We start from the raw sequence: 25,672 nt of genomic DNA, 5'->3' as shown, positions 1-25,672 counted from the left end.
CCACAACGGCTTTGTTAGATGGAAGTCCGGCGATAGTCGCGGTATTCCGGCAGCCAGAAATTGTCGTCGATAGCCTGCTTCAGGGCTTCAGCGGAGGTCACCACCGCCACGCCTTGCTGCTGGGCAATCTTCGCCACGGCAAAGGCGATAGCGCGGGACACTTTCTGAATATCCTTCAACTCTGGCAGAACCATGCCTTCCCCGTCGTTCAGCAGTGGGGAGTGCTGCGCCAGCGACTCGCTCGCCGCCATCAGCATTTCGTCCGTGATTCGAGACGCGCCGGAGGCAATCACCCCGAGGCCAATGCCAGGGAAGATATAGGCGTTGTTGCACTGGGCGATAGGGTACGTTTTGTCTTTCCAGGTCACCGGAGCAAACGGGCTACCGGTGGCTACCAGCGCAGCGCCATCGGTCCAGGTGATGATGTCCTGCGGCGTTGCTTCCACGCGGGAAGTCGGATTAGACAGCGGCATCACGATTGGACGAGCGCAGTGCTTGTGCATTTCGCGGATGATCTCTTCGGTGAACAGGCCGGTCTGGCCAGAAACGCCGATCAGAATGTTTGGCTTGGCATTGCGCACCACGTCCAGCAGGGAAATCGCTTCGTTTTCCAGGTCCCACTCAGCAAGGCTTTCACGGCTCTGCACCAGTTTGGTCTGGAAGGAGAGCAGGTTAGGCATGTTGTCGGTGAGCAGGCCAAAACGGTCAACCATGAACACGTTGCCACGGGCGGCTTCTTCGCTCAGCCCTTCGCGCTGCATCTGGGCAATGATCTGCTCTGCGATGCCGCAGCCGGCAGAGCCTGCGCCCAGGAAGACGATTTTCTGCTGGTTGAGCTGGCTGCCTGCCGCGCGGCTGGCAGCGATCAGCGTCCCGACGGTCACGGCGGCGGTGCCCTGAATGTCATCGTTAAACGAGCAAATCTCGTCGCGGTAACGGGTCAGCAGCGGCATGGCGTTTTTCTGCGCGAAGTCTTCGAACTGCAGCAGCACGTCCGGCCAGCGGTGGCGCACGGCCTGAATAAATTCGTCCACAAACTCGTAGTAGTCGTCGCCGGTAATGCGCGGGTGGCGAGAGCCCATATACAGCGGGTCGTTCAGCAGTTGCTGATTGTTGGTGCCGACGTCCAGCACCACCGGCAGGGTGTAAGCCGGGCTGATGCCGCCACAGGCGGTGTACAGCGACAGCTTACCGATAGGAATGCCCATCCCGCCGATGCCCTGGTCGCCCAGGCCGAGAATACGTTCGCCGTCCGTTACCACGATGACTTTGATGTTGTGGTTCGGCACGTTCTGCAGAATATCGTCCATGTGGTGACGATTTTCATAGTTGATGAACACGCCACGAGAGCGGCGGTAGATTTCTGAGAAACGTTCGCAGGCGGCACCCACGGTTGGGGTGTAGATCACCGGCATCATCTCTTCCAGATGATTTTCAACCAGGCGGTAGAACAGCGTTTCGTTGGTGTCCTGGATGTTGCGCAGGTAGATGTGCTTATCGATTTCGGTTTTGAAGCCCTGATACTGAATCCAGGCGCGTTCCGCCTGTTCTTCGATGGTTTCAACCACTTCCGGCAGCAGGCCAAGCAGGTTGAAGTTGCGGCGCTCTTCGATGCTGAAAGCGCTGCCTTTATTTAACAGGGGGAATTCAAGTAAAACGGGTCCGGCGTAAGGGATGTAAAGCGAGCGATGTTTTTTTGGTTTGATGTCCATGTGCATACTCTTTTTTCGACGTAACGTCTTGCCAATAAGGCTCATTCGGTAAGTTTTCGCGCGATATTATGGCACAGCGATTTTGCATCCGACACCTCCAGGCCAAGAACTTTGGTTACACAAGTCCTCAAATCAGCAGGAATTTTGTTTCAGCGCGTTCCGTGATTGTGTTTAAATAGCTAAACCAGTTTAGCAATATTTAGCTTAATAATGGAGACACCATGAACGTACAAGTTTGGGTTCTGGGCGATGCCGTCGTCGATCTGCTTCCGGACGGTAATGGCCGGTTGCTGCAATGCCCCGGCGGGGCACCGGCCAACGTCGCCGTCGGGATTGCCCGTCTTGGCGGCAGCAGCGGATTCATCGGCCGCGTAGGAGACGATCCCTTTGGTCGCTTTATGCGGCAAACCCTTAAAGACGAAAACGTAAACATCGATTTTATGCGTCTGGATGCAGACCAGAGAACCTCAACCGTGGTGGTCGATCTTGACGAACACGGCGAGCGAACGTTCACCTTTATGGTACGCCCAGGCGCGGATTTGTTCCTTGAATCGGGCGATATCCCACCCTTCAGGCACCACCAGTGGCTGCACGTCTGCTCGATAGCCCTTAGCGCAGAGCCCAGTCGAAGCACCACGTTTTCAGCGATGGAGCAGATGAAAAAAGCCGGCGGCCAGGTGAGCTTTGACCCCAATATTCGCACCGATCTGTGGCACAACGCCGCCGAGCTTCAGGCCTGCCTGATACGAGCCTTGCTGCTGGCGGATGTCGTGAAACTTTCCGTCGAAGAGCTAATTTTTATCAGCGGCAAAGCTGACCTTCATGAGGGTATCAAGGAGCTGGCCGGGCGCTATTCGATGAGCCTGCTGCTGGTGACGCAGGGCAAGGACGGCGTGCTGGTCTACTCCCGGGGGAACATTTATCACTTTGACGCCAGGCCCGTAGTTTGCGTGGACACCACCGGCGCGGGTGATGCGTTTGTCGCCGGGCTGCTCAGCGGCCTGGCCGTCCAGGGATTACCCGAAAGTGAAGGGCAGTTGGCCGAGATTGTCGCTCAGGCGCAGCTTTGCGGCGCGCTGGCGACGACGGCGAAAGGCGCGATGACCGCCTTACCGCGCCGCGAAGAGGTCGAGCGGTCGCTGTAGCCGGGTAAAATATAGTCTGATTGTCGTGCCTGTCACATTTACTAAATCGGTTTAGCCAAATTCGTTGCTTTAAGCATTCACGCCTGGTTACCCTTTTTTGACTAAACCGGTTTAGCAAAATAAATGACATTAGCCTCTCAGGGACACGACGAACATGTATCAGAAAAGCAAACTGGCGGTGATGATAGCGCTGCTGGTCGGCACGGCCTCCGCACAGGCCGCTACGGATTTAAGCAGCATCGAATCACGCCTTGCGGCGATGGAACAGCGATTACAGGCTGCGGAAAGTCGCGCGCAGGCGGCTGAGAAACGCGCCACCGTCGCTGAAAATAAAGCTCAACAGCTCGCTTCTCAGCAGCAACAAACCCAGGCGACGACCAAAGAAGTTGCTGCACGCACCGCCAGGCTGGAATCTAAGGCGGATAAACAAAATGGCTTTGAGTTCCACGGGTACGCGCGTTCAGGCTTGTTAATGAACGACTCTGCCTCCAGCAGCAAAAGCGGGCCTTATTTAACTCCGGCGGGGGAAACCGGTGGTGCGGTAGGGCGCCTGGGGAACGAAGCGGATACCTACGTTGAGCTGAACCTGGAGCATCGCCAGACGCTAGACAACGGCACAACCACGCGCTTTAAGGCCATGCTGGCTGACGGACAAAAAACCTATAACGACTGGTCGGCGGACTCGAGCGACCTGAATATTCGCCAGGCTTTTGCCGAGCTGGGCAATCTGCCCGGTTTCGATGGCCCGCTTAAGGGCAGTACCTGGTGGGCAGGTAAGCGCTTTGACCGGGATAACTTCGACATTCACTGGCTCGACTCGGACGTGGTATTCCTCGCGGGTACCGGCGGCGGCGTGTATGACGTGAAATGGAATGACGGCCTGCGCAGTAACTTTACGGTCACGGCCTCGGGGCAGAAGTGAAGGGCATTGGCTCAGACGGCGCGCTGCTGTCGGAGGCAAATACCTGGCGCTTTGCGAGCTTTGGCGTGACGCCCATTGGCGGCGGCTGGCATATCGCCCCGGCATTGCTGGCCCAAAGCAGTAAAGATCGCTACGTGAAGGGCGACAGCTATCAGTGGGCGACAGTCAACGCGCGGCTTATTAAAGAGGTGACGCAAAACTTTGCTCTGGCCTTCGAAGGCAGCTATCAGTACATGGATCTTAAACCCGAAGGTTACAAAGACCGTAATGCGGTCAACGGCAGCTTCTACAAGCTTACCTTCGCGCCAACGCTGAAGGCAGGCAGCATCGGGGACTTCTTCAGCCGCCCGGAACTGCGCCTGTTTGCCACCTGGATGGACTGGAGCAGCAAGCTGGACAAATACGCCAGCAATGACGCCTTCGGCAGCAGCGGTTTTAACGCCGGCGGAGAATGGAACTTTGGCGTTCAGATGGAAACCTGGTTTTAACGAACTGGCCTCCCGCTGCGGCGGGAGTGCCACGATATAACAAGAAAGCGTTTAGAGGTGTCTATGGATTTCAATCACATTGCCCGCGAGCTGATTCCGCTGCTGGGCGGCAAAGAAAACATTGCCAGTGCGGCACACTGCGCCACCCGACTGCGTCTGGTGCTGGTTGACGATGCGCTCGCAGACCAACAGGCGATCGGCAAAATTGACGGGGTGAAGGGATGTTTTCGCAACGCGGGGCAGATGCAGGTCATCTTCGGCACCGGCGTGGTCAACAAGGTGTATGCCGCATTTATTCAGGCCGCAGGGATCGCGGAGTCCAGCAAGTCTGAGGCGGCTAATCTGGCGGCGAAAAAGCTGAACCCGTTCCAGCGCATAGCGCGTTTGCTGTCGAACATTTTTGTTCCCATCATCCCGGCCATTGTGGCTTCAGGTTTGCTGATGGGGCTACTGGGGATGGTGAAAACCTACGGCTGGGTTAGCCCGGACAACGCGCTCTATATCATGCTGGATATGTGCAGCTCCGCCGCGTTTATCATCCTGCCTATTCTGATTGGCTTTACGGCCGCCCGCGAGTTCGGCGGCAACCCATATCTGGGCGCGACGCTGGGCGGGATTTTAACGCATCCGGCGTTAACCAACGCCTGGGGCGTGGCAGCCGGGTTTCACACCATGAACTTCTTCGGGCTGGAAGTGGCGATGATTGGCTACCAGGGCACGGTCTTCCCGGTGCTGCTGGCGGTGTGGTTTATGAGCATTGTTGAAAAACAGCTCCGCCGCGTTATTCCCGATGCGTTAGACCTGATCCTGACCCCATTCCTCACCGTCATTATTTCCGGTTTTATTGCGCTGCTGATCATCGGCCCGGCCGGGCGGGCGCTGGGTGACGGCATCTCGCTGGTACTCAGCACGCTCATTGCACATGCGGGCTGGCTCGCCGGTTTGCTCTTTGGCGGGCTGTATTCGGTGATTGTGATAACGGGTATCCACCACAGCTTCCACGCCATTGAGGCCGGGCTGCTGGGCAACCCGGCTATCGGCGTCAACTTCCTGCTGCCAATTTGGGCGATGGCGAATGTCGCACAGGGCGGGGCCTGCCTGGCGGTGTGGTTTAAAACTCGGGACGCGAAAATCAAGGCTATCACGCTGCCCTCGGCGTTTTCGGCCATGTTAGGCATTACCGAGGCGGCCATCTTCGGGATCAACCTTCGGTTTGTTAAACCCTTTATTGCGGCGCTTATCGGTGGTGCAGCGGGCGGGGCCTGGGTGGTGTCCGTCCATGTCTACATGACGGCGGTGGGCTTAACCGCGCTGCCGGGCATGGCCATCGTGCAGGCCAGCTCACTGGTGAACTACATTATCGGCATGGTTATCGCCTTTGGCGTGGCGTTTGCTCTCTCGCTGCTGCTGAAATACAAAGCGGAGTCTGAATAATGACGTTAGCTTCCCGCCTGCCCGCCATTTTACAGGCGGTAATGAAAGGCCAGCCAAAGGCCCTGCAGGATAACCACTACCCGCAGTGGCACCACGCCCCGGTGACAGGGTTAATGAACGATCCCAACGGATTCACCTGGTTTGCCGGGCGTTGGCACCTGTTTTATCAGTGGAACCCGCTGGCGGCCGACCACAAGTACAAGTGCTGGGGCCACTGGAGTTCGGCAGATTTAGTGCAGTGGCGGCACGAGCCGCTGGCGCTGATGCCGGACGAGGAGTACGACCGCAACGGCTGCTACTCAGGCAGCGCCGTAGATAACGCAGGCAGGCTGACGCTGTGCTACACCGGCAACGTTAAGTTTGACGACGGCAGCCGCACGGCCTGGCAGTGCCTCGCCGTAGAAAACAGCGACGGCGGTTTTGACAAAGTGGGCCCGGTATTGCCGCTGCCCGCGGGTTACAGCGGCCACGTGCGTGACCCGAAGGTTTGGCAGCACGAAGGCGTCTGGTTCATGGTGCTGGGCGCTCAGGATCTGCAAAAACAGGGCAAGGTTTTGCTGTTTTCCTCTGCCAACCTGCATGACTGGGAAAACAGAGGGGAAATCGCCGGCCACGGCGTCAACGGGCTTGCGGATGCAGGTTATATGTGGGAATGCCCCGATCTTTTCCCGTTGGACGGTAAACACCTCCTGCTGTGCTGCCCACAGGGAATTGCCCGCCAGGCTGAGCGTTTTCTTAACGTTTACCCGGCGGCATATCTGGTCGGCGACTTTGATTACGCTTCGGCAAAATTCAACCACGGCGAACTGCGCGAGCTGGACGCAGGCTTTGAATTTTACGCCCCGCAAACGGCGCTGGCCCCGGACGGGCGACGTTTGCTGGCTGGCTGGATGGGCGTGCCGGATGGGGAAGAGATGCTGCAGCCAACGCGTGAGCAAGGCTGGATCCATCAGATGACCTGCCTGAGGGAGCTGACGCTTAAAAACGGCAAGCTTTATCAGCAGCCGATTGCAGAACTGGCTCAGCTTCGCGAAGCGGAGCAGCGCTGGCAGGGCGAAGCCAGCCAGGCACCGGCGCTGGAGGCAAAACGCCTTGAGCTACAGATAGACCTGAGCGGCGAGCTGAGCATCCATTTTGGCGGCGGCCTGACGCTGGACGTTACCGGGCAGGGCATTACTCTTCAGCGTCCAGGCCTTGCGTCCGGCGAACCGCATTTTCGCTACTGGCACGGCAAAGTTTCTTCCCTGCAGATCCTCTGCGACAGCTCGAGCGTAGAGATTTTTATCAATCACGGGGAAGGCGTGATGAGCAGCCGCTATTTTCCACAGCCTTCAGAGCGTCTGACGTTCAACGGTGAGTCGGCGGTCACGTTACGCTACTGGTCGCTGCGTTCCTGCATGATAGAATGAGGGTTTGGACTAACTGCCACGGTTGCGCTGTGAAAAAAACCAAACGCGTCACGATTAAAGATATTGCCGAACTGGCGGGCGTTTCAAAGGCGACCGCCAGCCTGGTACTCAATGGACGAGGCAAAGAGCTGAGGGTGGCGCAGGCAACCCGCGAGCGCATCATGACGATTGCGCAACAGCAGCACTATCAGCCGAGCATTCACGCGCGCTCGCTGCGGGACGATCGCAGCCACACCATTGGTCTTGTGGTGCCGGAGATAACCAACTACGGCTTCGCCGTTTTCTCCCACGAGCTGGAAATGCTCTGCCGTGAAGCGGGCGTTCAGCTGCTTATCTCCTGCACGGATGAAAATCCTGGCCAGGAAAACATGGTGGTCAGCAATATGATTGCGCGCCAGGTAGACGGCCTGATTGTCGCTTCGAGCATGCTCAGTGCGGTGGATTACCACAAGCTGAGCGAACAGCTGCCAGTGGTTCTGTTCGACAGGCATATGAACGACACCACTCTGCCTCTGGTTATCACCGATTCTGTGCAACCTACAGCCGAGCTGATTGAGCCTATTGCTCGCCAACATGCGGATGAATTTTACTTTCTGGGCGGGCAGTCAAGGTTATCTCCAACGCGGGATCGTCTGGAGGGGTTCACTCAGGGGCTTTCCCGCGCAGGCGTTACGCTGCGCCCGGAGTGGATTATTCACGGCAGCTACCATCCGAGTGCCGGCTATGAGTCATTTGCCGCGCTTTGCGCACAGCTTGGCCGCCCACCGAAGGCGCTGTTCACCGCCGCCTGCGGTCTGCTTGAAGGCGTGCTGCGCTACATGAGCCAGCACAACCTGCTGGAAAGCGATATCCATCTGGCAAGCTTTGACGATCACTATCTCTACGACTCTCTGTCGGTGAGAATCGACACCATCCAGCAGGATAACCGCCAGCTGGCTTTTCATTGCTATGAGCTGATTAGCAAGCTGATTGACGGGCAGTCGCCGGAGCCTTTGCAGCGCTATCTTCCGGCCAAAATAGTGCGTCGGCATTCATAATGGAAAAGCCTGCCAACGGAAATGTTCGGCCTGTTGGCGGCTGATAAAAATACCTGATGCCTCTGGCTAGCGCCGCTCAGGGAACCATAAGCCAAACCGGGTGACGCCGGCCTGACTTTCAACCGTGCAGCGGCCCTGGTGCAGCTGCATGATGGAGTTAACGATGGATAACCCAAGCCCGCTGGAATGCGCCGAGTCGTTGCGGGAAGGGTCCGCCCGGTAGAACCGGTCGAAAAGCCTTTCCTGGTGTGCCGGGGAAATAGTTTCCCCGCGATTCATCACGATGATGGACATACCGCCTTCTTCAGGGCTGGCAGCAATCTCAATCTCACTGCCGGGTTCGGCATAGCGCACCGCGTTAGAAAGCAAATTCGCCAGCGCGCGGCGCAGCAGCAGAGCATCCGCGTATACCGTACCGTTGGCGCGAGTCTGAATCATGATTTCCCGGTCAGCCGCCAGATCTTCAAAATACTCGCCGATGCGGTTTATCTCTTCAGCAACATCGATATCGTGCCGCTGGATCTCCTGGTCTGGCTGCTCCGCCTGGGCCAGAAACAGCATATTGTCGATCATCCGCGACATGCGCTGCAGTTCTTCAAAGTTAGAGCCCAGCAGCCGCTGGTAATAAGCGTTGTCCCTCGCGGCGCCCAGGCCGACTTCCGTCTGGCCGAGCAGCGTGGTTATCGGCGTGCGCAGGTCGTGGGCCATATCGGCGCTGACCTGTTTTAACTGCTGGAAACCCCGCTCCAGGCGTTCGAGCATGGCATTAATCTGGTCGATCAGCGTATCAAGTTCGGTCGGAACATCCTGTTTATCAAGCCGTGAAGAGAGCGTTTTGGTGCCGATTTTTGCCGTGCGGTCGGCCAGCCTGCGCAAAGGCGAAATGCCACGACGGGCAAAGATCACCGCCAGCACAACGGATATCGCCGCCATCATCGAGGCGAAGAGAATAATCTTGTTGCGGTACTCTTCCAGGATATGGGTTCTGTCGCTCAGCACGCGAGCAGAGATAATCTCCAGTGGCGGTAAATTGTTGGCAGAAGGGCTAATGGCGGCCATGTACACCATCGGCGTGCCGTCCGCGTTATTGGCGTGATGCACGGCCTCAAGCGTCAGCCGCTGGTTGGCAGCCACTGCCGTAACGCTGGGAATCGCGCGCTGCATGGGGTTCACCTCCAGCAGCGTGGCGCCGCCCACGTAGCGAATCACCAGCAGGGATTCCGTATTGCCCAGCATATTGGCAAACAAATGGGGCTTTTCGCGGATCAGCTGCCGCGCATCCAGATCCCGCAACAGCGTACTTATCTGGTCCACGCGGGAAACCAGTGCGGCATCATCACGGATAGAAAGCTGCTGGCGCAGGGCGTAATAAAGCGCGCTGCCCATGACGGTAAACGCTACAAAGGAGAACGCCGCCAGCAACACCGCCAGGCGGAAGGTAAGTGAAGTACGCTTCATGACTCTTGCTCGCAGCGGTAACCCACGCCGTGCACGGTATGGATCAGTCGTACCGGGAAGGGATCGTCCACTTTTTGCCGCAGCCTGCGTACCGCGACGTCCACAACGTTGGTGTCGCTGTCGAAGTTCATATCCCAGACTCGAGAGGCGAGAAACGTTCTCGACAAAACCTGCCCAGGGTGCTGCAGAAAGCACACCAGCAGCTTGAACTCTTTATTGGTCAAGGTGATGCGTTTGCCTTCTCGCTCGCAACGGAACTTTGCGACGTCCACCACCAGATCCGCCAGCGACAGCACTTCCTCGGCTTCGGCCTGCGGCTGGCCACGGCGTAAAATAATGCGGATCCTTGCCAGCAGTTCAGCAAAGGAGAAAGGTTTCACCAGGTACTCATCGGCGCCCAGCCCAAGCCCGCGTAAACGGTCTTCCAGCGTGCCGCGTGCGCTAAGAAACAGCACCGGCGTCTGGCTGTGGGCACGTAAACGCTCCATCACCGTCCAGCCATTCATTTCCGGCAGCATAACGTCCAGCAGAATCAGGTCGTAACTCTCTTCCCGCGCCAGATGTAGGCCGTCGATGCCGTTGGCCGCCCAGTCCGCGGTATAGCCCGCTTCGTTTAGCCCGCTGACAAGGTAGGAGGCGGTTTTGGCTTCGTCTTCTATGATGAGGATTTTCAAGCGGCGGGATCCTGTTAAAAGGAGAGAAAAGGGCGTGGAGACCGCCCCAGTCTCGTCAGTATAAGATGCGCGAACCTTAGTATCCAGGCACGTGTGCGGCTTTCATGATCAGGTTAGCCACCGCTTCAGGCTGGGAAATCAGCGACACATGGCTGGACTTCAGCTCGATGGTCTGAGCGTGCATACGCTTCGCCATGAAACGCTCCAGATCCGGGTTAATGGTGCGGTCTTCGGTAGACACCGCGTACCAGGTCGGTTTGTTGTGCCAGGCGGCAACCGTGGTTTTTGCCGTGGTGATGGCTTTGCCGATCGGCTGCTGTACCGCGTAATACGCTTCGGCTTCTTTCTCAGGCAGGTCACCGGCGAAATCATGCACAAACGCAGACTCGCTCAGCGCGCCGTAGCCGTCATCGCTCCACTTCAGGCCAGCAGAAGCCGGAGCCGCAGGGTATTTTTTGGTGAGCGCCGGGTAGTCTTCACCCGCTTCTGGCGCGCGGGCGGCGATATACACCAGGCCTTTAACCTCAGGCTCATCGCCAGCCTGGCTGATGACCATGCCGCCGTAAGAGTGTGCGACGAGGATCACTGGGCCGTTTTGCTGCGCCAGCGCGCGTTTCACTGCGGCAACATCGTTATCCAGAGAGGTGGTTGGGTTCTGTACCGCCGTAACGTGCAGGCCTTTAGCCTGCAGCAAAGGAATAACTTTGCCCCAGCTTGAGCCATCGGCAAACAGGCCGTGCACCAGCACGATGTTTTTCACTTCCTGGGTGGCTGGCGTGGTGTCGGCATGAGCGGCGGAGCTGCCCAGCGCGGCAAGCACGAGTGAGGCAATAGCAGAGAGATGGCGTAATTTCATGGTGTATCCTCAGGATTCAACAAAGGGGGTCACGGCTAATTTAGCGAGCGGGGGCCAACAAAGTGCTGACCTGGAAATGACAAAAAAATGACAAACGTGGGATAGGCATGGCTTTTGGTGCGGGGTAAAAAAGCAAAAGCCAGGCACAAGGCCTGGCTTTCTATAGCGGATGTCTCAGATCTTGTCGTAAAGCCGAACGACGCTGGTCATATTGCTTTCGCTCAGCCCCTCATCAATCGCGCGTAAAAATGCTTTACGTGCGGCGTCAATCGTGGGGGCAAGCTGCGGCGAACCCATTTCTTGTAACGTGTAGTCCAAATCCTTCTCGATAAGATTTACAGGGAACTGAGGCGCAAAATTCTCGCTCAGCATGCTGCCTGAAAGATAACCGGCGACGGCGGGCCACACTGAAGTACCGGCCATTGCCGAAAGTACCCGGTTGGCGTCCGTACCGCTGCGTTTCAGAAAGCCCACAATCTCCGCCAGCCCGGTCACCTGCACCGCCATTAACGCATTGGTGGCCAGCTTTGCTACCGTTCCTTCCCCCAGCTCACCTACGTGATGGAAAGCCGAGCCCATCGACTTTAAAACCGGCAGGCAGCGTTCAACCACAAACGGGTCTCCCCCTAACAGATAGGCCAACTGGCCTGAATCCACCTGCAGGCGCGAACCGGAAACGGGGGCTTCCAAAAAAGCAATGTCATGCAGCTGCATTTGCGCGCCAAGGGTTTTAACCCAGCCCGGCGTCAGCGTAGAACTTTCAATGGCTACCGAGTTAGCGGGCATACAAGATAGAGCTCCGCTTCGCTCATCCAGCCATATCCGGCGAGAGGCGTCGTCGTCACGCACCATCGAGATAACAAACTCCGCATCGGCAACGGCCGCTGCCGGCGAATCTGCTTGCGTCGCACCAAGGGCGGCTAACGCTTGTGACGCCTGTGAGGTACGGTTCCATACCGTGACAGAATGCCCAGCGGCCAGCAGACGGGCTGCCATTCGGGACCCCATTGCGCCCAGGCCAAGAACGGTAATTTTGCTCATATTGGCTCCTTTGAAATGTTGAAAATGGGAATCAGCCACCGCGGGCTTTGTTTTCACGGGTTACCATCACGGCGAGCAGCCCGGCCAGCGCAAAAGCGGCGGCAACATAGGGAATTGGGCGAGGCCCGGTCAGGTTGATCAGCAGGCCGCCTATCAAAGAGCCCAGCCCAATAGCCGCGTTAAACACCGACACGTTGACCGAGGTTGCGGCATCGGCCCCGCCTTCCAGGCGTGAAGCTTCTTTGAACACCAGGGTTTGCAGCAGCACCGGCAGGGCGCCGTAGGCCGCGCCCCACAGCGCAATGGTGATGAAGATTGCCGTATGGCTGACGGCTGCCGCATTAAGACAGGCAAGGCTGGCGGTGAATAACACGGCAACAATCCCCAGACTTGTACGTGGCGCACGGGCGGCAAATGGCCCGACGGCGAAGTTGGTGATAACGCCCGCTGCGCCATAAACCAGCAACAGCATGCTAATTTGCCCGCCGCTCTGACCGGCCATTTGCTCAAGGAACGGCGTGATGTAGGTGTAAGCCAGGAAGTTACCGGTGACCACCAGCGCGGTGATGCCGAAAATAGCCAGCAATGGGCCACTTTTAAACACCGCCGAAATAGCCCCGCGTTTCGCGGATTTGGCGATCCTCACGGCTGGAACTGACCAGGCGATAAACGTGAAAACCACCAGACACAAGATACACAGCGCGGCGAACACCGAACGCCAGCCGTAAAAATCACCCAGCATCGTGCCCGCAGGCACGCCCAGCACTGTTGCCAGAGAAACACCGCCAAAAACAACCGACGTTGCCCGCACGGCATTGCGTGAAGCGACCAGATGCACGGCGGTGACCACGGCGGTAGACCAGAATACGCCGATAGCCGCAGCCACCAGAATACGGCCGAGGAATACCACAAAATAATCCGTTGCCAGCCAGGTAATCAGGTTCCCGGCAAAGCAGGCGGCCAACAGGCCAGCCATCAGCGCTTTGCGGTTAATGTGCCCCAGTAGTCCGGTGAGTGGGGCGGCGGTGAGCGCCACCATAAATGCAAAAATAGTGACCAGATAACCGGCCACGCCGAGAGAAACGTTCAGGCCGGCGGCCATGCCCGGCAATACGCCTACCGGCATCAGTTCGGTACTGACAAAAGTGAAACAGCCGAGGCTGAGCGCCAGCACCGCCGCGATGCTGCGGGCCCGGGACACATGCGCGCCATGCGGCGCAGCGATATTTGTACTGCTTGAATGCATAAAACCATCCTGAAAATGTGAACAGGTCGAGATGACGAGCAAATTGTGGCGTCGCGAGCGGCAGAATGCGATAGCATGAAAGACATAAGACTTATGATTCGGAGTCACCAATGAGAGTGTTAAGTTCGCAGTTGCTGGAAGGTGTGGACGTGATGGCGGCAGTGGTGGACACCCTGAGCTTCGGTGCAGCCGCCGAAATGCTCGATATGTCGCAGTCGGGCGTCAGCCGGGCCATTGCTCGCCTGGAAAAACGGCTTGGGATCCGCGTTTTTGACCGAACCACGCGTTCAGTGCGGCTGACAGATGAGGGGCGGGATTTCTACGAGCAGGTTATGCCGCTGATTGGCGCACTGGCCGAAGTCACCGGCGGTGCGGCAGGGGACGGGCATACCCTACGCGGGAAGCTGAGGGTGAACGTTGATCCGCTGTTTGCCAGTCAGGTTTTAGGCCCACGGCTCGGCACGTTTATGGATAAACACCCGGCGCTTGAGATCGAGCTGCGCAGCCGGGATGAACTGGGCGATCTTATCTCAGACGGTTTCGACCTGGCGCTGCGCTTTGGTCATCCTCGGTCGTCGTCGCTGATAGCAAGAAAGCTGTTCGATACGCGCGTATTTGCTATGGCGTCACCCGAATATTTGCAGCGCTTCGGGCAACCGACAACACCGCCGGAGCTTGAAAATGAGCCACATCGTTGCATTTTGTTCCGTGAGCCATTGACGGGAAAACCCTTCGCCTGGGAATTTCATCAGGGGAAGAAAAAGCTGACGATCCAGCCCCGTGGCCTGTTAACGGTCAACGATGCGGAAACGGCTTTCAGTACCTGTCTTGCCGGGCTCGGCGTGGTGCAAATATTCGAATTAGGCAGTGAAGAGTACGTGGCGTCGGGACGTCTGGTTCCGCTGTTCCCGTCCTGGTCAGATCATCGTTTTCCGCTCTACGCCTATTACCCGTCCAGGCATCACGTACCGGCGAAAACCCGGGCATTTCTGGACTTTGTTAGCGGACTGGTGGCTTAAGTTTTCAGGTAAACTCGTTGGCGATAAACACGAAGGATTTTTATGACACTGAGTATTGAGGATTTACACCCGGATACTGAGCATTTTCATGCGGTCGAGAGCATTAATCAGCACGCCTTCCCGGAAGGCCAAAGAGTCCCGCTTGAGGTTTTTTTACCCTTAGCCGAGCAGCAAATTATGGAAGTGAAATGCCTGTGTGACGGCGATCGTGCGGTGGGATTTTATGTGTTGATTCCGGACGAAGAGATCCGTTTTCTATCGTTCCTGGCCATCGACCCGCAGCATCGCTCACTGGGTTATGGCAGCGAGGCGCTGAGGCTGCTCAAGGCTGATGCAAAAAACCGGCCTCTGACGCTTTGTATTGAGCCTCAGGATAGCCGTGCGGAGAATATTCAGCAGCGAGTAAAACGGAAGGCGTTTTACCAGCGAAACGGCTTCCACGAAACGGGTCATCAACAGCAAATTCACGGCAACCTGTATGAAGTGCTGTGCAGCAGCGAAACATACAGCCGCCGGGCCTTTCTGGCATTGATGCAGGCTATCGAGGAGTCTGACGAGTAACCCCCAGGATTAACGCTCGACCAGCCACAGGAGCGACAAAACCGGCAGGGCAAAGATCGCGACAAAAATGGTCAGCTCTTCGCCCCAGCCGTAGCCCACTTTAATAACCCCGATCAGCATATTCACCGCCGCAATCAAGCACCACAGCACCGCAAAGCCTCGGGTGATAATCGCCTGGGCTGGCGGATAGTCCGCCGAAAACAGCCGAATAAGCAGGTAACAGCCGCCGGCGAGCAAAAAGCCGCTCAGCAGAAATAATAACGTGCGCATACAATATTCCTGGAAATGGCCTGCGGCTTAGCTTGAAAAAGTCAGGCCGCAGGCAGGGGATTTACTGGCGGGGAGTAAGCAGGTCGCCCAACCCAATGCGCCGCATAAACTCTTTGCGAATACGGTCAGCTACGGCATTCACCACTTCAGCACCGTCGTCAGAAGGATCAACGTGCACTCGGAACGGGCGTTTGCCATACGGTGCATTCACAATATCCACCATCGCCGCGGCCACGTCGGCAACGTCGGCATCCTCCGGCTCGCAGGCCGCCAGGCCTTTCAGCGCTTCGTCTTCCAGGCCGACCGTTGGGCCAGTTTGGGTATACACAAGCTCACGCTCGCTGTCCGCGGGCTTGCCGGAATGCAGGAAATGGTTGGTCCCTTTGGTAAAAGCACCCGGCACCAGAATCGAGCTTTCAATTCCCCAGCGGCTAAGCTCGGCGGCATAGCTAACGGCGACGGCGTCCATCGCGGCTTTGGCGGCAAAATAAGGTGCCAGGTATGGCGGAGTGCCACCTCGCGTACTGCTGCTGCCGACCCAAAGCAGCAGGCCTTTTCTCTGCTGGCGCAGGTAAGGCAGTGCCGCCCGGTTAACCCGCTGAGTCCCCAGCACGTTGATATCGAACAGCTGGCTGAACTGTTCCGGCAAAAACGCCTCGGCGGGGCCGTAGGACATATGCCCGGCATTGTGTACCACAACGTCCAGCCGGCCTTGCTCAGCGACTATCTGCGCGACTGCCGCCTCCGCTGAGGCCTCAGACTGCACGTCCAGCTCGATAGCACGAAGAAAGACGCGGTGCTGCCGCGCATAATCCTTCAGGCTCTCAACCTGAGGTGCGTTGCGACCCGCGATATCACGCATACTGGCGTAAACGGTGTGCCCGGCCTGGGCGAGGGCGCGAGCGGATAACGCCCCAAAGCCGCTGGATGCGCCGGTTATCAGAATAATTTGCTGCATGGTTTTCTCCTGTCCGTCGCGAAGGTTATGCGAAGCCGCCGTTAACGCGAATCACCTGGGAATTCACCCAGCTGCCGTCCGGGCCGGCCAGCGTGGCCACAATACTGGCGATTTCTTCAGGTTTGCCGATGCGCCCGAGCGGTGCGAGGTTGGCAATGGTTTGAATTTGCTCTTCGGTTTTACCGTTCAGGAACAGGTCCGTGCCGGTTGGCCCCGGCGCAACGGCGTTAACGGTGATATTGCGGCCACGCAGTTCGTTGGCGAGGACGTGTACCAGGCCTTCGACCCCGGCTTTGGAGGCAATGTAGGGGCCGTAGGCCGGGAATGATTTGGCAATAACGCTGGTTGAAAGGGCGATAATGCGGCCGCCTTCCTGCAGCGACTCGGCGGCGTTGGCCAGCACCATAAATGCCCCGCGCAAGTTTGTGCTGATGATTTTATCGAATTCCGCGAGGCCAGCCGGAGTGATTTTTACCATCGGCATAATGCCCGCGCTGTGTACCACCACGTCCAGCTGATTGTGGATGGCTTTCGCTTCGGCAAACAGACGGGTGACATCACTTTCGGAGGACACATCCGCCTGAATCGCCACGGCGTTCCCGCCGTTGTTTTTAATCGCCAGGACCGTCTCATCGGCGCTGGCTTTATTCCCGGCATAGTTAACCACCACGGTAAAGCCGTCGCGAGCCAGTCTTTCGGCAATAGCCCGGCCAATCCCACGGGAAGCGCCGGTCACCAGGGCAGTTTTGTTTGCAGTTGTCATGTTGTTCTCCAGATGCTGTGAGTGGATCGCCCCGAGTGGGCGTGGGTGCATTGTTAATGTTTTTGAATTCGGGATAAACGGTGCTAATTTGATTAGATAATTCCGTTTTGGTTAATAATAGATGGATAAATTCGATACGTTGCAGCTGTTCACCCGCATTGTTGAGCTAGGCAGTTTCAGCCAGGCCGCCGACCAGCTCGCTATCCCGAGAGCCACGGCAAGCAATGCAATTAAAGAGCTGGAGAGCCAGCTTGGTTGCCGCCTGCTGGAGCGGACCACCCGGCATGTGCGTGCCTCTCAGGATGGCAAAGCGTATTACCAGCGCTGTGTCTACATTCTGGCAGAACTGAACGATGCCGAAGCCGCGCTGCGCCCGGTTGTTGCCAGGCCTCGAGGGATTTTGCGCATCGACCTGCAGGGGACGCATGCGTCGCACATCGTTTTGCCGCAGCTGGATGAATTTCACCGCCGCTATCCCGATATTGAGCTGATTATCAGCAGCGGCGACAGGCTGGTTGATTTGGTGCGCGAAGGGATAGATTGCGTGGTGCGCGCCGGTAAATTACAGGACTCTTCGCTGGTCGCCCGTCACCTGGCGGATCTGCCGCAAATTGTCTGCGCCAGCCCGGATTATCTCGCGGCATTTGGCGCGCCCGCTCATCCGGACGATCTCGAACATCACCAGTGCGTTAACTTTTTTTCGACAACGGGTGGGGTGAATTATCCCTTTGAATTTATTATCGATAACGAGCGTCGGGCTTGCTCGCCTAAAGGCTGGGTGACGGTCAACGAAGCGGAGAACTATGTCATTTGCGCGCTGCGTGGCTGCGGCCTGGTTCAGCTCCCGCGTTACCACGTTGAACAGGCGCTGAGCGAAGGTCGGCTGGTAGAAGTCATGGCTGACTGGCAAAGCCCGGCCATCGCCGTTTCTGCGGTGTACACCCAAAACAGGCAGCTTTCGCCGCGTGTGCGGGTGTTTATCGACTGGCTGAAGGAGATTTACAGCGCGCGGTTTCCTGCCGGAGCGAAGACTTGAACGTGAGCTAAACCTCACCGCGATTTGACTGGTTTTTAAAAGGCTGCGGCATTCATACTGGCTTCCCTAAAGTGCTTCTCAGACAGGATGCCCGGATGAACGTACTGCATGGCCTGAACGTATTTCGTATAGCGCTCTCTGCTTTTTTATTTTCTCCATTTGCGGCGGAGGCATCTAACGACATTCCCCTGAAGATCGCCATATATCGGGGGGCCGCGGGCTGCGAAGACTGCTCGGAAATGGTGGCAAAATCGCTGCAGAACAGCGGAAAAAATATTGCCATTTCCTACATCGGTGAAAATGAAAAGCTAAAACTGACCCGGCAAAACCTGAGTAAATTTGATCTCTACGTGCAACCCGGCGGCGGGCAGGATATTCCGGCCGCGTATGATGCAATTGGCGATGACGGCGCTCAGGCTATCAGAGAGTTTGTGAGACGCGGGAAAGGTTATCTTGGCCTGTGCATGGGGGCCTATCTGGCTGACAAAGACTGGATCGGGCTTATCGACAAGCCCCTTGAGTCTGAGGCAGGGCGGCCCGGATCCGGCGTCGCGGATGAAGGTGACTACACGCTGAATATCCGCTGGGGGAATAAAACAGAGCCTTTTTATTATCAGGATGGCCCTTACTTTAATCACGACGCTAAAAGCAGCGGTTTTACGCCAGTGGCCCGGTACAGCAACGGCGATGTGGCGATAGCCGCCTACCGCTATGGCAAAGGAAAAGTGGTGCTGACAGGCCCACACCCTGAGGCAGATGGCAGCTGGTTTGACAACAGCGTTACCGGGCATACCTCGCCTCAGAGTAAAATGACACGCCTGCTTACCTATTTAAACACCGGTTCAAACGGCAGCCCCAACGAGTGAACGAAGGTTTCTACCTGCGGGTACCAGCGTTTGACGCCTGCTTTGCTGTCGGCAAAATCATGAGAGTTTTGTCCGAAGGTGCCGATATCAACCATTCGGGTTCGGCTTGCAGTCCCGGTGGCCTGGCTTGTGTAGGCGCTGAACATTTGCTGTGGCATTGGCTGCGGCCAGAGCTGGTCGTTATCGCCGTAGAACCAAAGCGACGGGTAGCGCGCCTGTTTCCCGATGCTTGAGTAAGCGCTGATCAGGTTTTGCTGCCAGCCGGGACAGGTTTTCATGCGCAGGCCACCGGAAAAGTTAATCATCCCCAGCACGCCAGGGATCTGACGAGTACTTAGCGCCATTGTCACCAGGCCGCCGTCCGACTGCCCGGCAATCAAAATACGTGAACGGTCAACGTAAGGCAGTTTCACCAGTTCATTGAGGGCGGCGGCGGCACCTTTTGCCTCGTCAAACGCGTGACGACGGATATCACACCCGTCTTTCGGATACAGGCCGCCGGATGCCGCAAAGCCTTCCCGCATCGGGATCGCGACTACAAACCCCCGATGAACAAATACCGAAGCGATTTCGAGGTGGCGGGAGCGCGGCTGCGTGCGCGCATTGCCCGGATTTTTACCGTGGTTCATTAACAACAGAGGGAAAGGGCCGTTACCCGGCGGCTTATACAGCGTGGTTTCCAGCTCAACGGTTCGGCCTTCCGTTTGCACGGGCAGCATCACAATCTGCTCGTTGAGCTGGCGATCCAGCTTCAGGGATGATGAAGCACTGTGGCTGGTGGAACTGCAGCCGCTGACGCTAAGGAAAAGCGCCGCAACCGGCAGCCCGGTAAGGAGGTGAAGTAAAGTACCGGAGCGCTGCGGCTCCTGACATAGAGGCGAAATCCGCCACTTCAAAGAACCCATTTGTCTGCCCTGGCAAAGTTACTGCAGTTGAATTATGCCGTGTCGTCAACGGACGGCTGTTGTTTTGCATACAAATAAACCGATGCACGGGAAACGCCCAGATGCTGCGCCACGGTTTCCATCGACTTACGGATATCCAGTAATCCTTCTTTTTTAAGCGTCTGCAACAGCTCAATTCTTTCTGAAGTTTTCAGCGCGCGCGGCGTCGTCGCAATGCCCGCAGCATAATCATCGATTCTTAGCCTGATCGCTTCGGCACCTGCGGGCCCAATGTGTTCCTCCAGCGGGCCTGGCCTGGTGTCGGTGAAGCGGGCGAGTGTGCTTTGCATCCCTCTGAATAAGGTCATATCCAGGTTCAGACATAGCGCGGCCACATAGTTCCCGGCGTCATCTTTCAGCCCGATTGAGGTGCTTTTTACCGGGCGCCCGTCGGCAAACTGATTGGCATAATTGGCGATAACCGCAGGGAAATCAGGGGAGGCGATGCGCGCCAGCCCCATTTCCGTTGCAGCCTGGCCGACTTCACGGCCGGACAGATTGTTGTGGATGGAGAGAATAGAGTGACCGGGCTGTTTCAGGTCGTGCACCACCACCTCACAAAAAGGCGCAAAGGTTTCACTCACCCCCCGGGCAATGGTTTCGAGCTGGTCGAGCAGGGCACTGTTTTCTGATTTTGACACTCTATTTCTCCTTCTGATTAACGCGGCCCGGCGAGGTATTCAGCGTAGCGGCTGATATCGACGTTACCGCCGCTAATGATAATCCCGATTCGCTTGCCGCGCAGGCTCTCTTTCATCCCGCGCGCGGCCGCAAAGCCAAGGCAGCCCGTCGGCTCGACGACCATTTTCATGCGCTCGGCAAAGAACTTCATCGACGCGATCAGTTCCTCGTCACTGGCGGTGAAAATGTCGTCCACGTTCTGGCAGATCATCTGGAAGGTGTAGTCTCCCAGGAAGGTGGTTTGCGCGCCGTCGGCGATGGTTTTGGGCGTATCAATGCGCACAATTTTCCGATGCCGGAACGACTGCTGGGCATCGTTCCCGGCTTCCGGCTCCACACCGTAGACTTTACAGTTGGGGGAAAGATGACGCGCCGCCAGCGCACAGCCGGAAATCAGGCCGCCGCCGCCCAGGCAGACAAACAGCGCGTCCAGCTCGCCAACCTCATCAAACAGCTCTTTCGCCGCGGTGCCCTGGCCGGCAATGACATGCGGATGATCGTAAGGCGGGATCAGCGTCAAGCCATATTTATCGGCCAGATCTTTGCCGATCTGCTGGCGGTCTTCGGTGTAGCGGTTATACAGAATGACTTTGCCGCCGTATTCCCGCGTGGCGGCTATTTTGGCCGTCGGGGCATCTTCCGGCATCACGATAGTGGCCGGAATGCCCAGCAGTCTTGCGGCCAGCGCAATCGCCTGGGCGTGGTTCCCGGAGGAGAAGGCCACCACGCCTGCTTCTTTCTGCGCGGGCGTGAACTGGGCGAGGGCATTCATGGCCCCGCGAAACTTAAACGCGCCCATTCGCTGGTAGTTCTCACATTTGAAAAAGACTTCGGCACCAAACTCTTCATTCACGGTGCGGGAAGTCATCACCGGCGTGCGGTTGGCATGGCCTTCAATACGCTGAGCTGCGGCCACCACATCGTCATAAACGGGAAGAACTAGTTCACTCATTATGCCACCTTTAAACGGTTGTCTTATTCAGAGAGCGCCACGGCTTCAATTTCAAGCGCCGCGCCGTAATGGAGTTGTGCCACGCCAGCCACCGCGCGGGAAGGGCGATGCTCGCCGATCCACGCCGCATAGAGGCGGTTAAACACCGGCCAGAGACTGATATCGGTGATGTACACCCGCACGGAAACAAGATGTTGTTTTGTCACGCCCGCGCAGGCCAGGCAGGACTCAATATTCTGCAGCACCAGCTGAGCCTGTTCTTCGAAGGGCGCTTCGCAGCGAGGTGTGCCGTCCGCCGCCACGGGAAGCTGGCCGGAAATAAACACCAAACCGCCTGCAGTGGCGGTATGGGAATAGTGCCCCACGGGGGCGGGAGCCTGTTCGATATTGCGCAGCGTGATGTCCAGGGCCATGTTTCCTCTCAATCGCGTTCAGATTTAGACAAACAATCTATATCTGGACTAAACGTTGATCAAGCGGTTTTCAACATGGAAAGCAGCAAGGGAGATAGTGGTGAACGGGAAGGGAGGAGAAAGCCCGGGTCGTGGTCGTTAGAGCGGGAAATGGCAATGTGTTACTATAATAAAAACGGGGTCTTAAGTGTTCAGGGATTATAACTATATGAGATTTTATGGCATCGACTATCTACAAACACAGTCTAATATTAATGATTATTTAAAATACATCATTATATTTAGCGCTTTATTTATCCTGATCGTTTTTTTTAGCCTGTACATGCGTCATCGCTTACAAACTAAATATCGAGACCTAACAATTATCGTATTTTTATTTCTACTTTTCATTTCTGGTGTTCAGTATGCAGATTATACTGATAGTCAAAATATACACTCTCAATCATCACAAATGGTGAGCTTTGTTAAATTGTTATCAAAAGAAAAAGAAGTGGGTATGGATTCTATATTTTCAAATTCAGTACAACTCTCGGATGGCATTATCGTTAAAATTAATGATCTTTACTATCGCGTCAATTTAAGTCCGGATCAGAAAACATATAGTTTAGTTGAGGTGTCGTTAGTAAACCCAGGCATAGAAATCATAAAAAACTGAGGAGCAGAAATGATAATTTATACGCCTATCATGATAAAATTGGGTCTGGGGATACTGTGTCTGATTATTCAAATCAATCTCATGGGGAAGGGCAACCTGGCTCCTTCATCCGCAATGGACCAGGTTCAGAACTATGTGCTCGGGGGGATTATCGGTGGCGTTATTTATAATGAATCGATAACAGTACTACAGTTTGTTTTGGTGTTAATTATATGGACCTTCCTCGTCTTTGTCCTTAAATTTTTAAAAGAGAACAATCGACTAGTTAAAAGGATTATTGATGGCAAGCCTATCACCCTGGTACATAATGGCAGCGTCAATGTTAAGGAGTGTTTACGCAATGGTGTTTCTGCAAATGATTTGATGTTCAAGTTAAGGGCGAATGGCATTTATGAAATAGAACAATTGAAGCGCGTAGTTCTAGAACAGAATGGGCAACTAACCATTATACAAAGTGGTGATGAAAATATACGCTACCCAATTATAGTCGATGGTTTAGCTAATCATGATCTGCTCGAAATCCTTAACAAGGACAATGACTGGCTAGAAAATGAAGTTGTCAAGCAAGGCTTTAATAAAATTAGCGAAGTATATTTAGGTGAGTATCTCTCGGGCAGGATTAATTTATACGGATATGAAAGATAATATCTAAAACCAAGCGTCTGACCTATTGGGTTATTGATAAAAAAGGAATGCACTTAATCCCTTATATGTCACTTTCCAAGGGGAGCCATGAGGTCTTTCCTTAAAGGAGGGCTTTCTCGTCGAGGAAGTGTTGTACAGACGATGATGCCGCCCATCGCTGGCTTAGAGACAGCTTCAGGCCAGCGTGGCGACATAAAAAACCCCACCGCACGGGTGGGGTGAGACAGCTTATTTCCCGGACCAGGTACGCAGCGCATTTTCACGCGCTTCGGCCTGCTGGGCCGTGTTCAGCTTGAAGTAGTTTGGCGCTAAGGCACCTTCCCAGTCGCCGTACATTGGGTTAGGCAGCACGATGAACTGGGTGCCGAACTTGCTGCGGTTATCGCTGGCGAACTGCTGGCGCTGGGACTGATCCTTGTGGTAAGTCGCTTTGCCAAAGTCATTCAGGTTGTCGCCGATGTACATCACTACGTCATAACCTTCGGCTTTGATCGCATCGAAACGGGCCTGCTTGTTGGAGCTGTCGGTTTTCAGGCGCACGGTTTTATCGCTCACGCCGGTAAAGCCCAGGGCTTTCATGTTGGCCACAGTGGCGTCGAAGTCTTTGCTGTCGCGGTTAGACACATAGAACATCGTGCCGCCGTGGCTGTTAACGTAGTTAGCAAAATCCACCGCGCCCGGGACGGCCAGCGCCTGGCGAGCCTGAGTCCACTGGGACCAGGTTTTGTCGTCAAACGCTTTGTTGTTTTTGGCCTGCCACGCGCTGTAGGCGCTGTTGTCGAGCATGGTTTCATCCAGATCGACAATCACCGCGCGCTTAGCGTTACCCTGTTTGGCCGACTGATCCCAGGCCAGACGAGCGCTGTTAAACGACTGGTACGCCAGCGCCCGGTATTCGCCGGACTGCTGGAACCAGTCCACCGCCATCACCGTCTGGCCGGCCAGTTTCTGGTCCGCCGCCTGCTGCTGATTGGCGCACCCTGTCAGGCTGACCAGCACCAGCGCTACCGCGCCACCCAATAAACTTTTCTTCATTTTTATGTCCTTACCCTTGCCATTATTATTATTTCAATTTTGTGACAAAAAAATAACTCTACGTTATCAACTACTTTTTAATCGAAGCCTGCCGGATACTCAAGATGCTACAAACATTCGCATACAGTTTTCCCCGGCGGCTTCGCCTCTAACCGCGCTTTCGCTGCCCGATCAGATGAATGAGAAGCCCGATCAGGCTAAGCCCACCGCCCAGCATCGAAGCCAGTTCCCAGCCCCCCAGCCGCCACATCAGGCTCGCGCTCCACGATCCCAGCGCACCGCCGATAAACATCCCGCTCATAAAGACCGTATTAATGCGGCTGCGGGCTTCTGGCCGCAGGGCGTAAATCACGTGCTGGTTGGAGATCAGCGCCGATTGCTCGCCCAGATCCATCAGGATGATGCCAATCACCAGGCCGTTGAGCGAAGTCCACAGCCCCAGCACCGCAAAAGAGATAACCATAACCAGTGCCCCAAGCCCGATAACGGCATAAGGCCCCCGGCGGTCGGCAATCCACCCGGCAAGCGGCGCAATCAAAATGCCTACGGCGCCCACAATGCCCATCAGACCGGCGATGTCTGCGCCAAGATGAAAAGCAGCGTGCAGCTGCAGGGCCAGAATGGTCCACAGGCCGATAAACGAACCAAACAGCGCGGCCTGAATCCAGGTCGCCCGGCGCAGCAGAGGCTCTTCGCGCCACAGAGAAATCAGCGAACGCATCAGGCTCATGTAGCTCTGTTTATTGCCCGACGTGTGGTGCGGCAGGGTAAAGAACAGCATCAACCAACCGAAGGCGGTTGCCACTGAGCCCAGCCAGAAGGTGGCCCGCCATCCCCAGTGATCGCCGCTAAAACCGCCCACCGCCCGGCCAAGCAATATGCCGCACAGCACGCCGCTCATTACCGTGCCGACCACCTGTCCACGACGCTCTGGTTTAGCCAGCTCGGCGGCGAACGGTACTATTTGCTGGGCCACGGAGCCGGTAACGCCGACGGCCGCAGAGGCAATCACAATCGTGACAACATTGGGCGCTAAGGCGAGGCACGCCAGCGCTACCGCCAGCCCCGCAGACTGGCAAAGGATCAGCGTGCGGCGATTAATCTTGTCGCCCAGCGGCACAAGTAAGAACAGCCCAAAAGCAAACCCAAGCTGCGTTGCCGTCGGTGCAAGGCTGACGAGCGCAAGCTGCCCAGGAAACGCCTGCTGAAGCAATTCCAGCAGCGGCTGGTTGTAGTAGACATTGGCGACAAACACCCCGCAGGCCAGCGCCATTATCAGCAGCAGAGTCGAGGTTAAAGGCGAGTTTTTTTCCGCCTCGGGCGGGCGATTCAGGGTGATGTTCAGGGGATTATCCGACATGATTTTTCTCTCTGGGGAGGACGAGCTCTGATGCTGAACGATTGTCCGCCCACAATCTTTGCCCTAGAATTTCAGACTTCTGAAATCACCTG

25 protein-coding genes and 1 pseudogene are annotated in these 25,672 nt (G+C 56.2%); 11 read left to right on the top strand and 15 right to left on the bottom strand.

The genetic code is table 11. From position 1 onward, the window contains the following. Positions 1–14: 14 nt before the first annotated feature. Complete coding sequence (locus CNE01S_RS10610) at positions 15–1,712, bottom strand: NAD-dependent malic enzyme (RefSeq protein WP_039293569.1); 1,698 nt, start codon at positions 1,710–1,712, stop codon at positions 15–17. Between the two features lie 221 nt (positions 1,713–1,933). On the opposite strand from CNE01S_RS10610, the gene cscK reads away from it, so the two are divergent. The 5 genes and pseudogenes from cscK (at position 1,934) to CNE01S_RS10585 (ending at position 8,147) form a co-directional block, all read left to right on the top strand. Next, the gene (gene cscK, locus CNE01S_RS10605; protein WP_061275822.1) at positions 1,934–2,857 is read left to right on the top strand and encodes a fructokinase; all 924 of its coding nucleotides are present in this window, start codon (positions 1,934–1,936) and stop codon (positions 2,855–2,857) included. 154 nt (positions 2,858–3,011) lie between these two features. Then, positions 3,012–4,267: pseudogene (locus tag CNE01S_RS10600) on the top strand (carbohydrate porin). Between the two features lie 63 nt (positions 4,268–4,330). After that, positions 4,331–5,701: a sucrose-specific PTS transporter subunit IIBC gene (locus tag CNE01S_RS10595; protein ID WP_038472295.1), complete on the top strand. Its 1,371-nt coding sequence runs from the start codon at positions 4,331–4,333 to the stop codon at positions 5,699–5,701. Continuing rightward, positions 5,701–7,110, top strand: a complete 1,410-nt coding sequence (locus CNE01S_RS10590) for a sucrose-6-phosphate hydrolase (protein ID WP_061275820.1) — start codon at positions 5,701–5,703, stop codon at positions 7,108–7,110. Before CNE01S_RS10595 ends, CNE01S_RS10590 begins: the two co-directional genes overlap by 1 nt. Positions 7,111–7,139: 29 nt before the next feature. Then, on the top strand, positions 7,140–8,147 hold the full coding sequence (locus tag CNE01S_RS10585; protein WP_245874434.1) for a LacI family DNA-binding transcriptional regulator: 1,008 nt from the start codon (positions 7,140–7,142) through the stop codon (positions 8,145–8,147). 66 nt (positions 8,148–8,213) lie between these two features. Here the strand turns inward: CNE01S_RS10585 and CNE01S_RS10580 are convergent, their stop codons facing one another. The 5 genes from CNE01S_RS10580 to CNE01S_RS10560 all read right to left on the bottom strand — a co-directional run bounded on the left by CNE01S_RS10580 (position 8,214) and on the right by CNE01S_RS10560 (position 13,422). Then, entirely contained in the window at positions 8,214–9,605 is a 1,392-nt protein-coding gene (locus CNE01S_RS10580) for a heavy metal sensor histidine kinase (protein ID WP_061275816.1), read from the bottom strand. Next, a complete protein-coding gene (locus CNE01S_RS10575) occupies positions 9,602–10,279 on the bottom strand; it encodes a heavy metal response regulator transcription factor (protein WP_061275814.1) in 678 nt (225 codons plus the stop codon). Before CNE01S_RS10575 ends, CNE01S_RS10580 begins: the two co-directional genes overlap by 4 nt. 76 nt (positions 10,280–10,355) lie before the next feature. Continuing rightward, the gene (locus tag CNE01S_RS10570) at positions 10,356–11,135 is read right to left on the bottom strand and encodes an alpha/beta fold hydrolase (RefSeq protein WP_061275812.1); all 780 of its coding nucleotides are present in this window, start codon (positions 11,133–11,135) and stop codon (positions 10,356–10,358) included. 174 nt (positions 11,136–11,309) lie between these two features. After that, complete coding sequence (locus CNE01S_RS10565; protein ID WP_255212415.1) at positions 11,310–12,215, bottom strand: NAD(P)-dependent oxidoreductase; 906 nt, start codon at positions 12,213–12,215, stop codon at positions 11,310–11,312. After that, entirely contained in the window at positions 12,208–13,422 is a 1,215-nt protein-coding gene (locus CNE01S_RS10560) for an MFS transporter (RefSeq protein ID WP_061275809.1), read from the bottom strand. The genes CNE01S_RS10565 and CNE01S_RS10560 overlap by 8 nt, the downstream gene beginning before the upstream one ends. A gap of 110 nt (positions 13,423–13,532) precedes the next feature. On the opposite strand from CNE01S_RS10560, the gene CNE01S_RS10555 reads away from it, so the two are divergent. Together CNE01S_RS10555 and CNE01S_RS10550 are read left to right on the top strand one after the other, a co-directional pair. Next, positions 13,533–14,441 carry a LysR family transcriptional regulator gene (locus tag CNE01S_RS10555; protein ID WP_061275807.1) on the top strand — a complete coding sequence of 303 codons (909 nt, stop codon included), beginning with the start codon at positions 13,533–13,535 and terminating at the stop codon, positions 14,439–14,441. 42 nt (positions 14,442–14,483) lie between these two features. Further along, entirely contained in the window at positions 14,484–15,002 is a 519-nt protein-coding gene (locus tag CNE01S_RS10550) for a GNAT family N-acetyltransferase (RefSeq protein WP_061275805.1), read from the top strand. 9 nt (positions 15,003–15,011) lie between these two features. Here the strand turns inward: CNE01S_RS10550 and CNE01S_RS10545 are convergent, their stop codons facing one another. The 3 genes from CNE01S_RS10545 to CNE01S_RS10535 all read right to left on the bottom strand — a co-directional run bounded on the left by CNE01S_RS10545 (position 15,012) and on the right by CNE01S_RS10535 (position 16,993). Next, positions 15,012–15,272: a hypothetical protein gene (locus CNE01S_RS10545; RefSeq protein WP_061275803.1), complete on the bottom strand. Its 261-nt coding sequence runs from the start codon at positions 15,270–15,272 to the stop codon at positions 15,012–15,014. Positions 15,273–15,333: 61 nt separating this feature from the next. Then, a complete protein-coding gene (locus CNE01S_RS10540; RefSeq protein WP_061275801.1) occupies positions 15,334–16,230 on the bottom strand; it encodes an SDR family NAD(P)-dependent oxidoreductase in 897 nt (298 codons plus the stop codon). Between the two features lie 25 nt (positions 16,231–16,255). Continuing rightward, positions 16,256–16,993 carry an SDR family oxidoreductase gene (locus CNE01S_RS10535; protein WP_061275799.1) on the bottom strand — a complete coding sequence of 246 codons (738 nt, stop codon included), beginning with the start codon at positions 16,991–16,993 and terminating at the stop codon, positions 16,256–16,258. A gap of 121 nt (positions 16,994–17,114) precedes the next feature. Between CNE01S_RS10535 and CNE01S_RS10530 the strand changes: the two genes are divergently transcribed. After that, on the top strand, positions 17,115–18,029 hold the full coding sequence (locus CNE01S_RS10530; RefSeq protein ID WP_061275797.1) for a LysR family transcriptional regulator: 915 nt from the start codon (positions 17,115–17,117) through the stop codon (positions 18,027–18,029). Positions 18,030–18,124: 95 nt separating this feature from the next. Continuing rightward, the gene (locus tag CNE01S_RS10525) at positions 18,125–18,895 is read left to right on the top strand and encodes a BPL-N domain-containing protein (RefSeq protein WP_061275795.1); all 771 of its coding nucleotides are present in this window, start codon (positions 18,125–18,127) and stop codon (positions 18,893–18,895) included. On the opposite strand, the gene CNE01S_RS10520 is transcribed toward CNE01S_RS10525, so the two are convergent. Genes CNE01S_RS10520 through CNE01S_RS10505 form a run of 4 tightly spaced genes read right to left on the bottom strand, consistent with a single transcriptional unit; the run spans position 18,856 to position 21,885 of the window. Beyond that, complete coding sequence (locus CNE01S_RS10520; protein WP_061275793.1) at positions 18,856–19,800, bottom strand: dienelactone hydrolase family protein; 945 nt, start codon at positions 19,798–19,800, stop codon at positions 18,856–18,858. The two genes, CNE01S_RS10525 and CNE01S_RS10520, sit on opposite strands and share 40 nt — an antisense overlap. Positions 19,801–19,832: 32 nt before the next feature. Further along, a complete protein-coding gene (locus CNE01S_RS10515; protein WP_061275791.1) occupies positions 19,833–20,480 on the bottom strand; it encodes a helix-turn-helix transcriptional regulator in 648 nt (215 codons plus the stop codon). Positions 20,481–20,497: 17 nt separating this feature from the next. Next, the gene (locus CNE01S_RS10510; RefSeq protein ID WP_061275788.1) at positions 20,498–21,472 is read right to left on the bottom strand and encodes a threo-3-hydroxy-L-aspartate ammonia-lyase; all 975 of its coding nucleotides are present in this window, start codon (positions 21,470–21,472) and stop codon (positions 20,498–20,500) included. 23 nt (positions 21,473–21,495) lie between these two features. Further along, the gene (locus tag CNE01S_RS10505) at positions 21,496–21,885 is read right to left on the bottom strand and encodes a RidA family protein (protein WP_061275786.1); all 390 of its coding nucleotides are present in this window, start codon (positions 21,883–21,885) and stop codon (positions 21,496–21,498) included. 208 nt (positions 21,886–22,093) lie between these two features. Here CNE01S_RS10505 and CNE01S_RS10500 point away from each other — a divergent pair, with 208 nt between their 5' ends. Next, entirely contained in the window at positions 22,094–22,540 is a 447-nt protein-coding gene (locus CNE01S_RS10500; protein WP_038472332.1) for a DUF3290 domain-containing protein, read from the top strand. 9 nt (positions 22,541–22,549) lie between these two features. Next, positions 22,550–23,185 carry a DUF421 domain-containing protein gene (locus CNE01S_RS10495; RefSeq protein ID WP_061275784.1) on the top strand — a complete coding sequence of 212 codons (636 nt, stop codon included), beginning with the start codon at positions 22,550–22,552 and terminating at the stop codon, positions 23,183–23,185. A gap of 228 nt (positions 23,186–23,413) precedes the next feature. Here the strand turns inward: CNE01S_RS10495 and CNE01S_RS10490 are convergent, their stop codons facing one another. After that, positions 23,414–24,220 (bottom strand): 5'-nucleotidase, lipoprotein e(P4) family, encoded by an 807-nt coding sequence (locus CNE01S_RS10490; RefSeq protein WP_061275783.1) that lies wholly within the window; start codon positions 24,218–24,220, stop codon positions 23,414–23,416. A gap of 148 nt (positions 24,221–24,368) precedes the next feature. Next, entirely contained in the window at positions 24,369–25,580 is a 1,212-nt protein-coding gene (locus CNE01S_RS10485; RefSeq protein WP_061275781.1) for an MFS transporter, read from the bottom strand. Between the last annotated feature and the right edge of the window lie 92 nt (positions 25,581–25,672).

The sequence above is a fragment of the Cedecea neteri NBRC 105707 = ATCC 33855 genome, from assembly GCF_001571265.1.
Taxonomy (GTDB): domain Bacteria; phylum Pseudomonadota; class Gammaproteobacteria; order Enterobacterales; family Enterobacteriaceae; genus Cedecea; species Cedecea neteri.
The sequence above is the reverse complement of the archived record's forward strand: the minus strand, read 5'-3'. Positions and strand labels throughout refer to the sequence as shown.

What these genes read in the sequence shown, in the direction of transcription:
- CNE01S_RS10570 (WP_061275812.1), bottom strand. Translation starts at nt 11,135, where the DNA reads ATGAAATTACGCCATCTCTCTGCTATTGCCTCACTCGTGCTTGCCGCG.
- CNE01S_RS10540 (WP_061275801.1), bottom strand. Translation starts at nt 16,230, where the DNA reads ATGCAGCAAATTATTCTGATAACCGGCGCATCCAGCGGCTTTGGGGCG.
- CNE01S_RS10610 (WP_039293569.1), bottom strand. Translation starts at nt 1,712, where the DNA reads ATGGACATCAAACCAAAAAAACATCGCTCGCTTTACATCCCTTACGCC.
- CNE01S_RS10525 (WP_061275795.1), top strand. Translation starts at nt 18,125, where the DNA reads ATGAACGTACTGCATGGCCTGAACGTATTTCGTATAGCGCTCTCTGCT.
- cscK (WP_061275822.1), top strand. Translation starts at nt 1,934, where the DNA reads ATGAACGTACAAGTTTGGGTTCTGGGCGATGCCGTCGTCGATCTGCTT.
- CNE01S_RS10555 (WP_061275807.1), top strand. Translation starts at nt 13,533, where the DNA reads ATGAGAGTGTTAAGTTCGCAGTTGCTGGAAGGTGTGGACGTGATGGCG.
- CNE01S_RS10520 (WP_061275793.1), bottom strand. Translation starts at nt 19,800, where the DNA reads ATGGGTTCTTTGAAGTGGCGGATTTCGCCTCTATGTCAGGAGCCGCAG.
- CNE01S_RS10560 (WP_061275809.1), bottom strand. Translation starts at nt 13,422, where the DNA reads ATGCATTCAAGCAGTACAAATATCGCTGCGCCGCATGGCGCGCATGTG.
- CNE01S_RS10550 (WP_061275805.1), top strand. Translation starts at nt 14,484, where the DNA reads ATGACACTGAGTATTGAGGATTTACACCCGGATACTGAGCATTTTCAT.
- CNE01S_RS10545 (WP_061275803.1), bottom strand. Translation starts at nt 15,272, where the DNA reads ATGCGCACGTTATTATTTCTGCTGAGCGGCTTTTTGCTCGCCGGCGGC.
- CNE01S_RS10510 (WP_061275788.1), bottom strand. Translation starts at nt 21,472, where the DNA reads ATGAGTGAACTAGTTCTTCCCGTTTATGACGATGTGGTGGCCGCAGCT.
- CNE01S_RS10595 (WP_038472295.1), top strand. Translation starts at nt 4,331, where the DNA reads ATGGATTTCAATCACATTGCCCGCGAGCTGATTCCGCTGCTGGGCGGC.
- CNE01S_RS10590 (WP_061275820.1), top strand. Translation starts at nt 5,701, where the DNA reads ATGACGTTAGCTTCCCGCCTGCCCGCCATTTTACAGGCGGTAATGAAA.
- CNE01S_RS10500 (WP_038472332.1), top strand. Translation starts at nt 22,094, where the DNA reads ATGAGATTTTATGGCATCGACTATCTACAAACACAGTCTAATATTAAT.
- CNE01S_RS10490 (WP_061275783.1), bottom strand. Translation starts at nt 24,220, where the DNA reads ATGAAGAAAAGTTTATTGGGTGGCGCGGTAGCGCTGGTGCTGGTCAGC.
- CNE01S_RS10485 (WP_061275781.1), bottom strand. Translation starts at nt 25,580, where the DNA reads ATGTCGGATAATCCCCTGAACATCACCCTGAATCGCCCGCCCGAGGCG.
- CNE01S_RS10495 (WP_061275784.1), top strand. Translation starts at nt 22,550, where the DNA reads ATGATAATTTATACGCCTATCATGATAAAATTGGGTCTGGGGATACTG.
- CNE01S_RS10530 (WP_061275797.1), top strand. Translation starts at nt 17,115, where the DNA reads ATGGATAAATTCGATACGTTGCAGCTGTTCACCCGCATTGTTGAGCTA.
- CNE01S_RS10580 (WP_061275816.1), bottom strand. Translation starts at nt 9,605, where the DNA reads ATGAAGCGTACTTCACTTACCTTCCGCCTGGCGGTGTTGCTGGCGGCG.
- CNE01S_RS10505 (WP_061275786.1), bottom strand. Translation starts at nt 21,885, where the DNA reads ATGGCCCTGGACATCACGCTGCGCAATATCGAACAGGCTCCCGCCCCC.
- CNE01S_RS10535 (WP_061275799.1), bottom strand. Translation starts at nt 16,993, where the DNA reads ATGACAACTGCAAACAAAACTGCCCTGGTGACCGGCGCTTCCCGTGGG.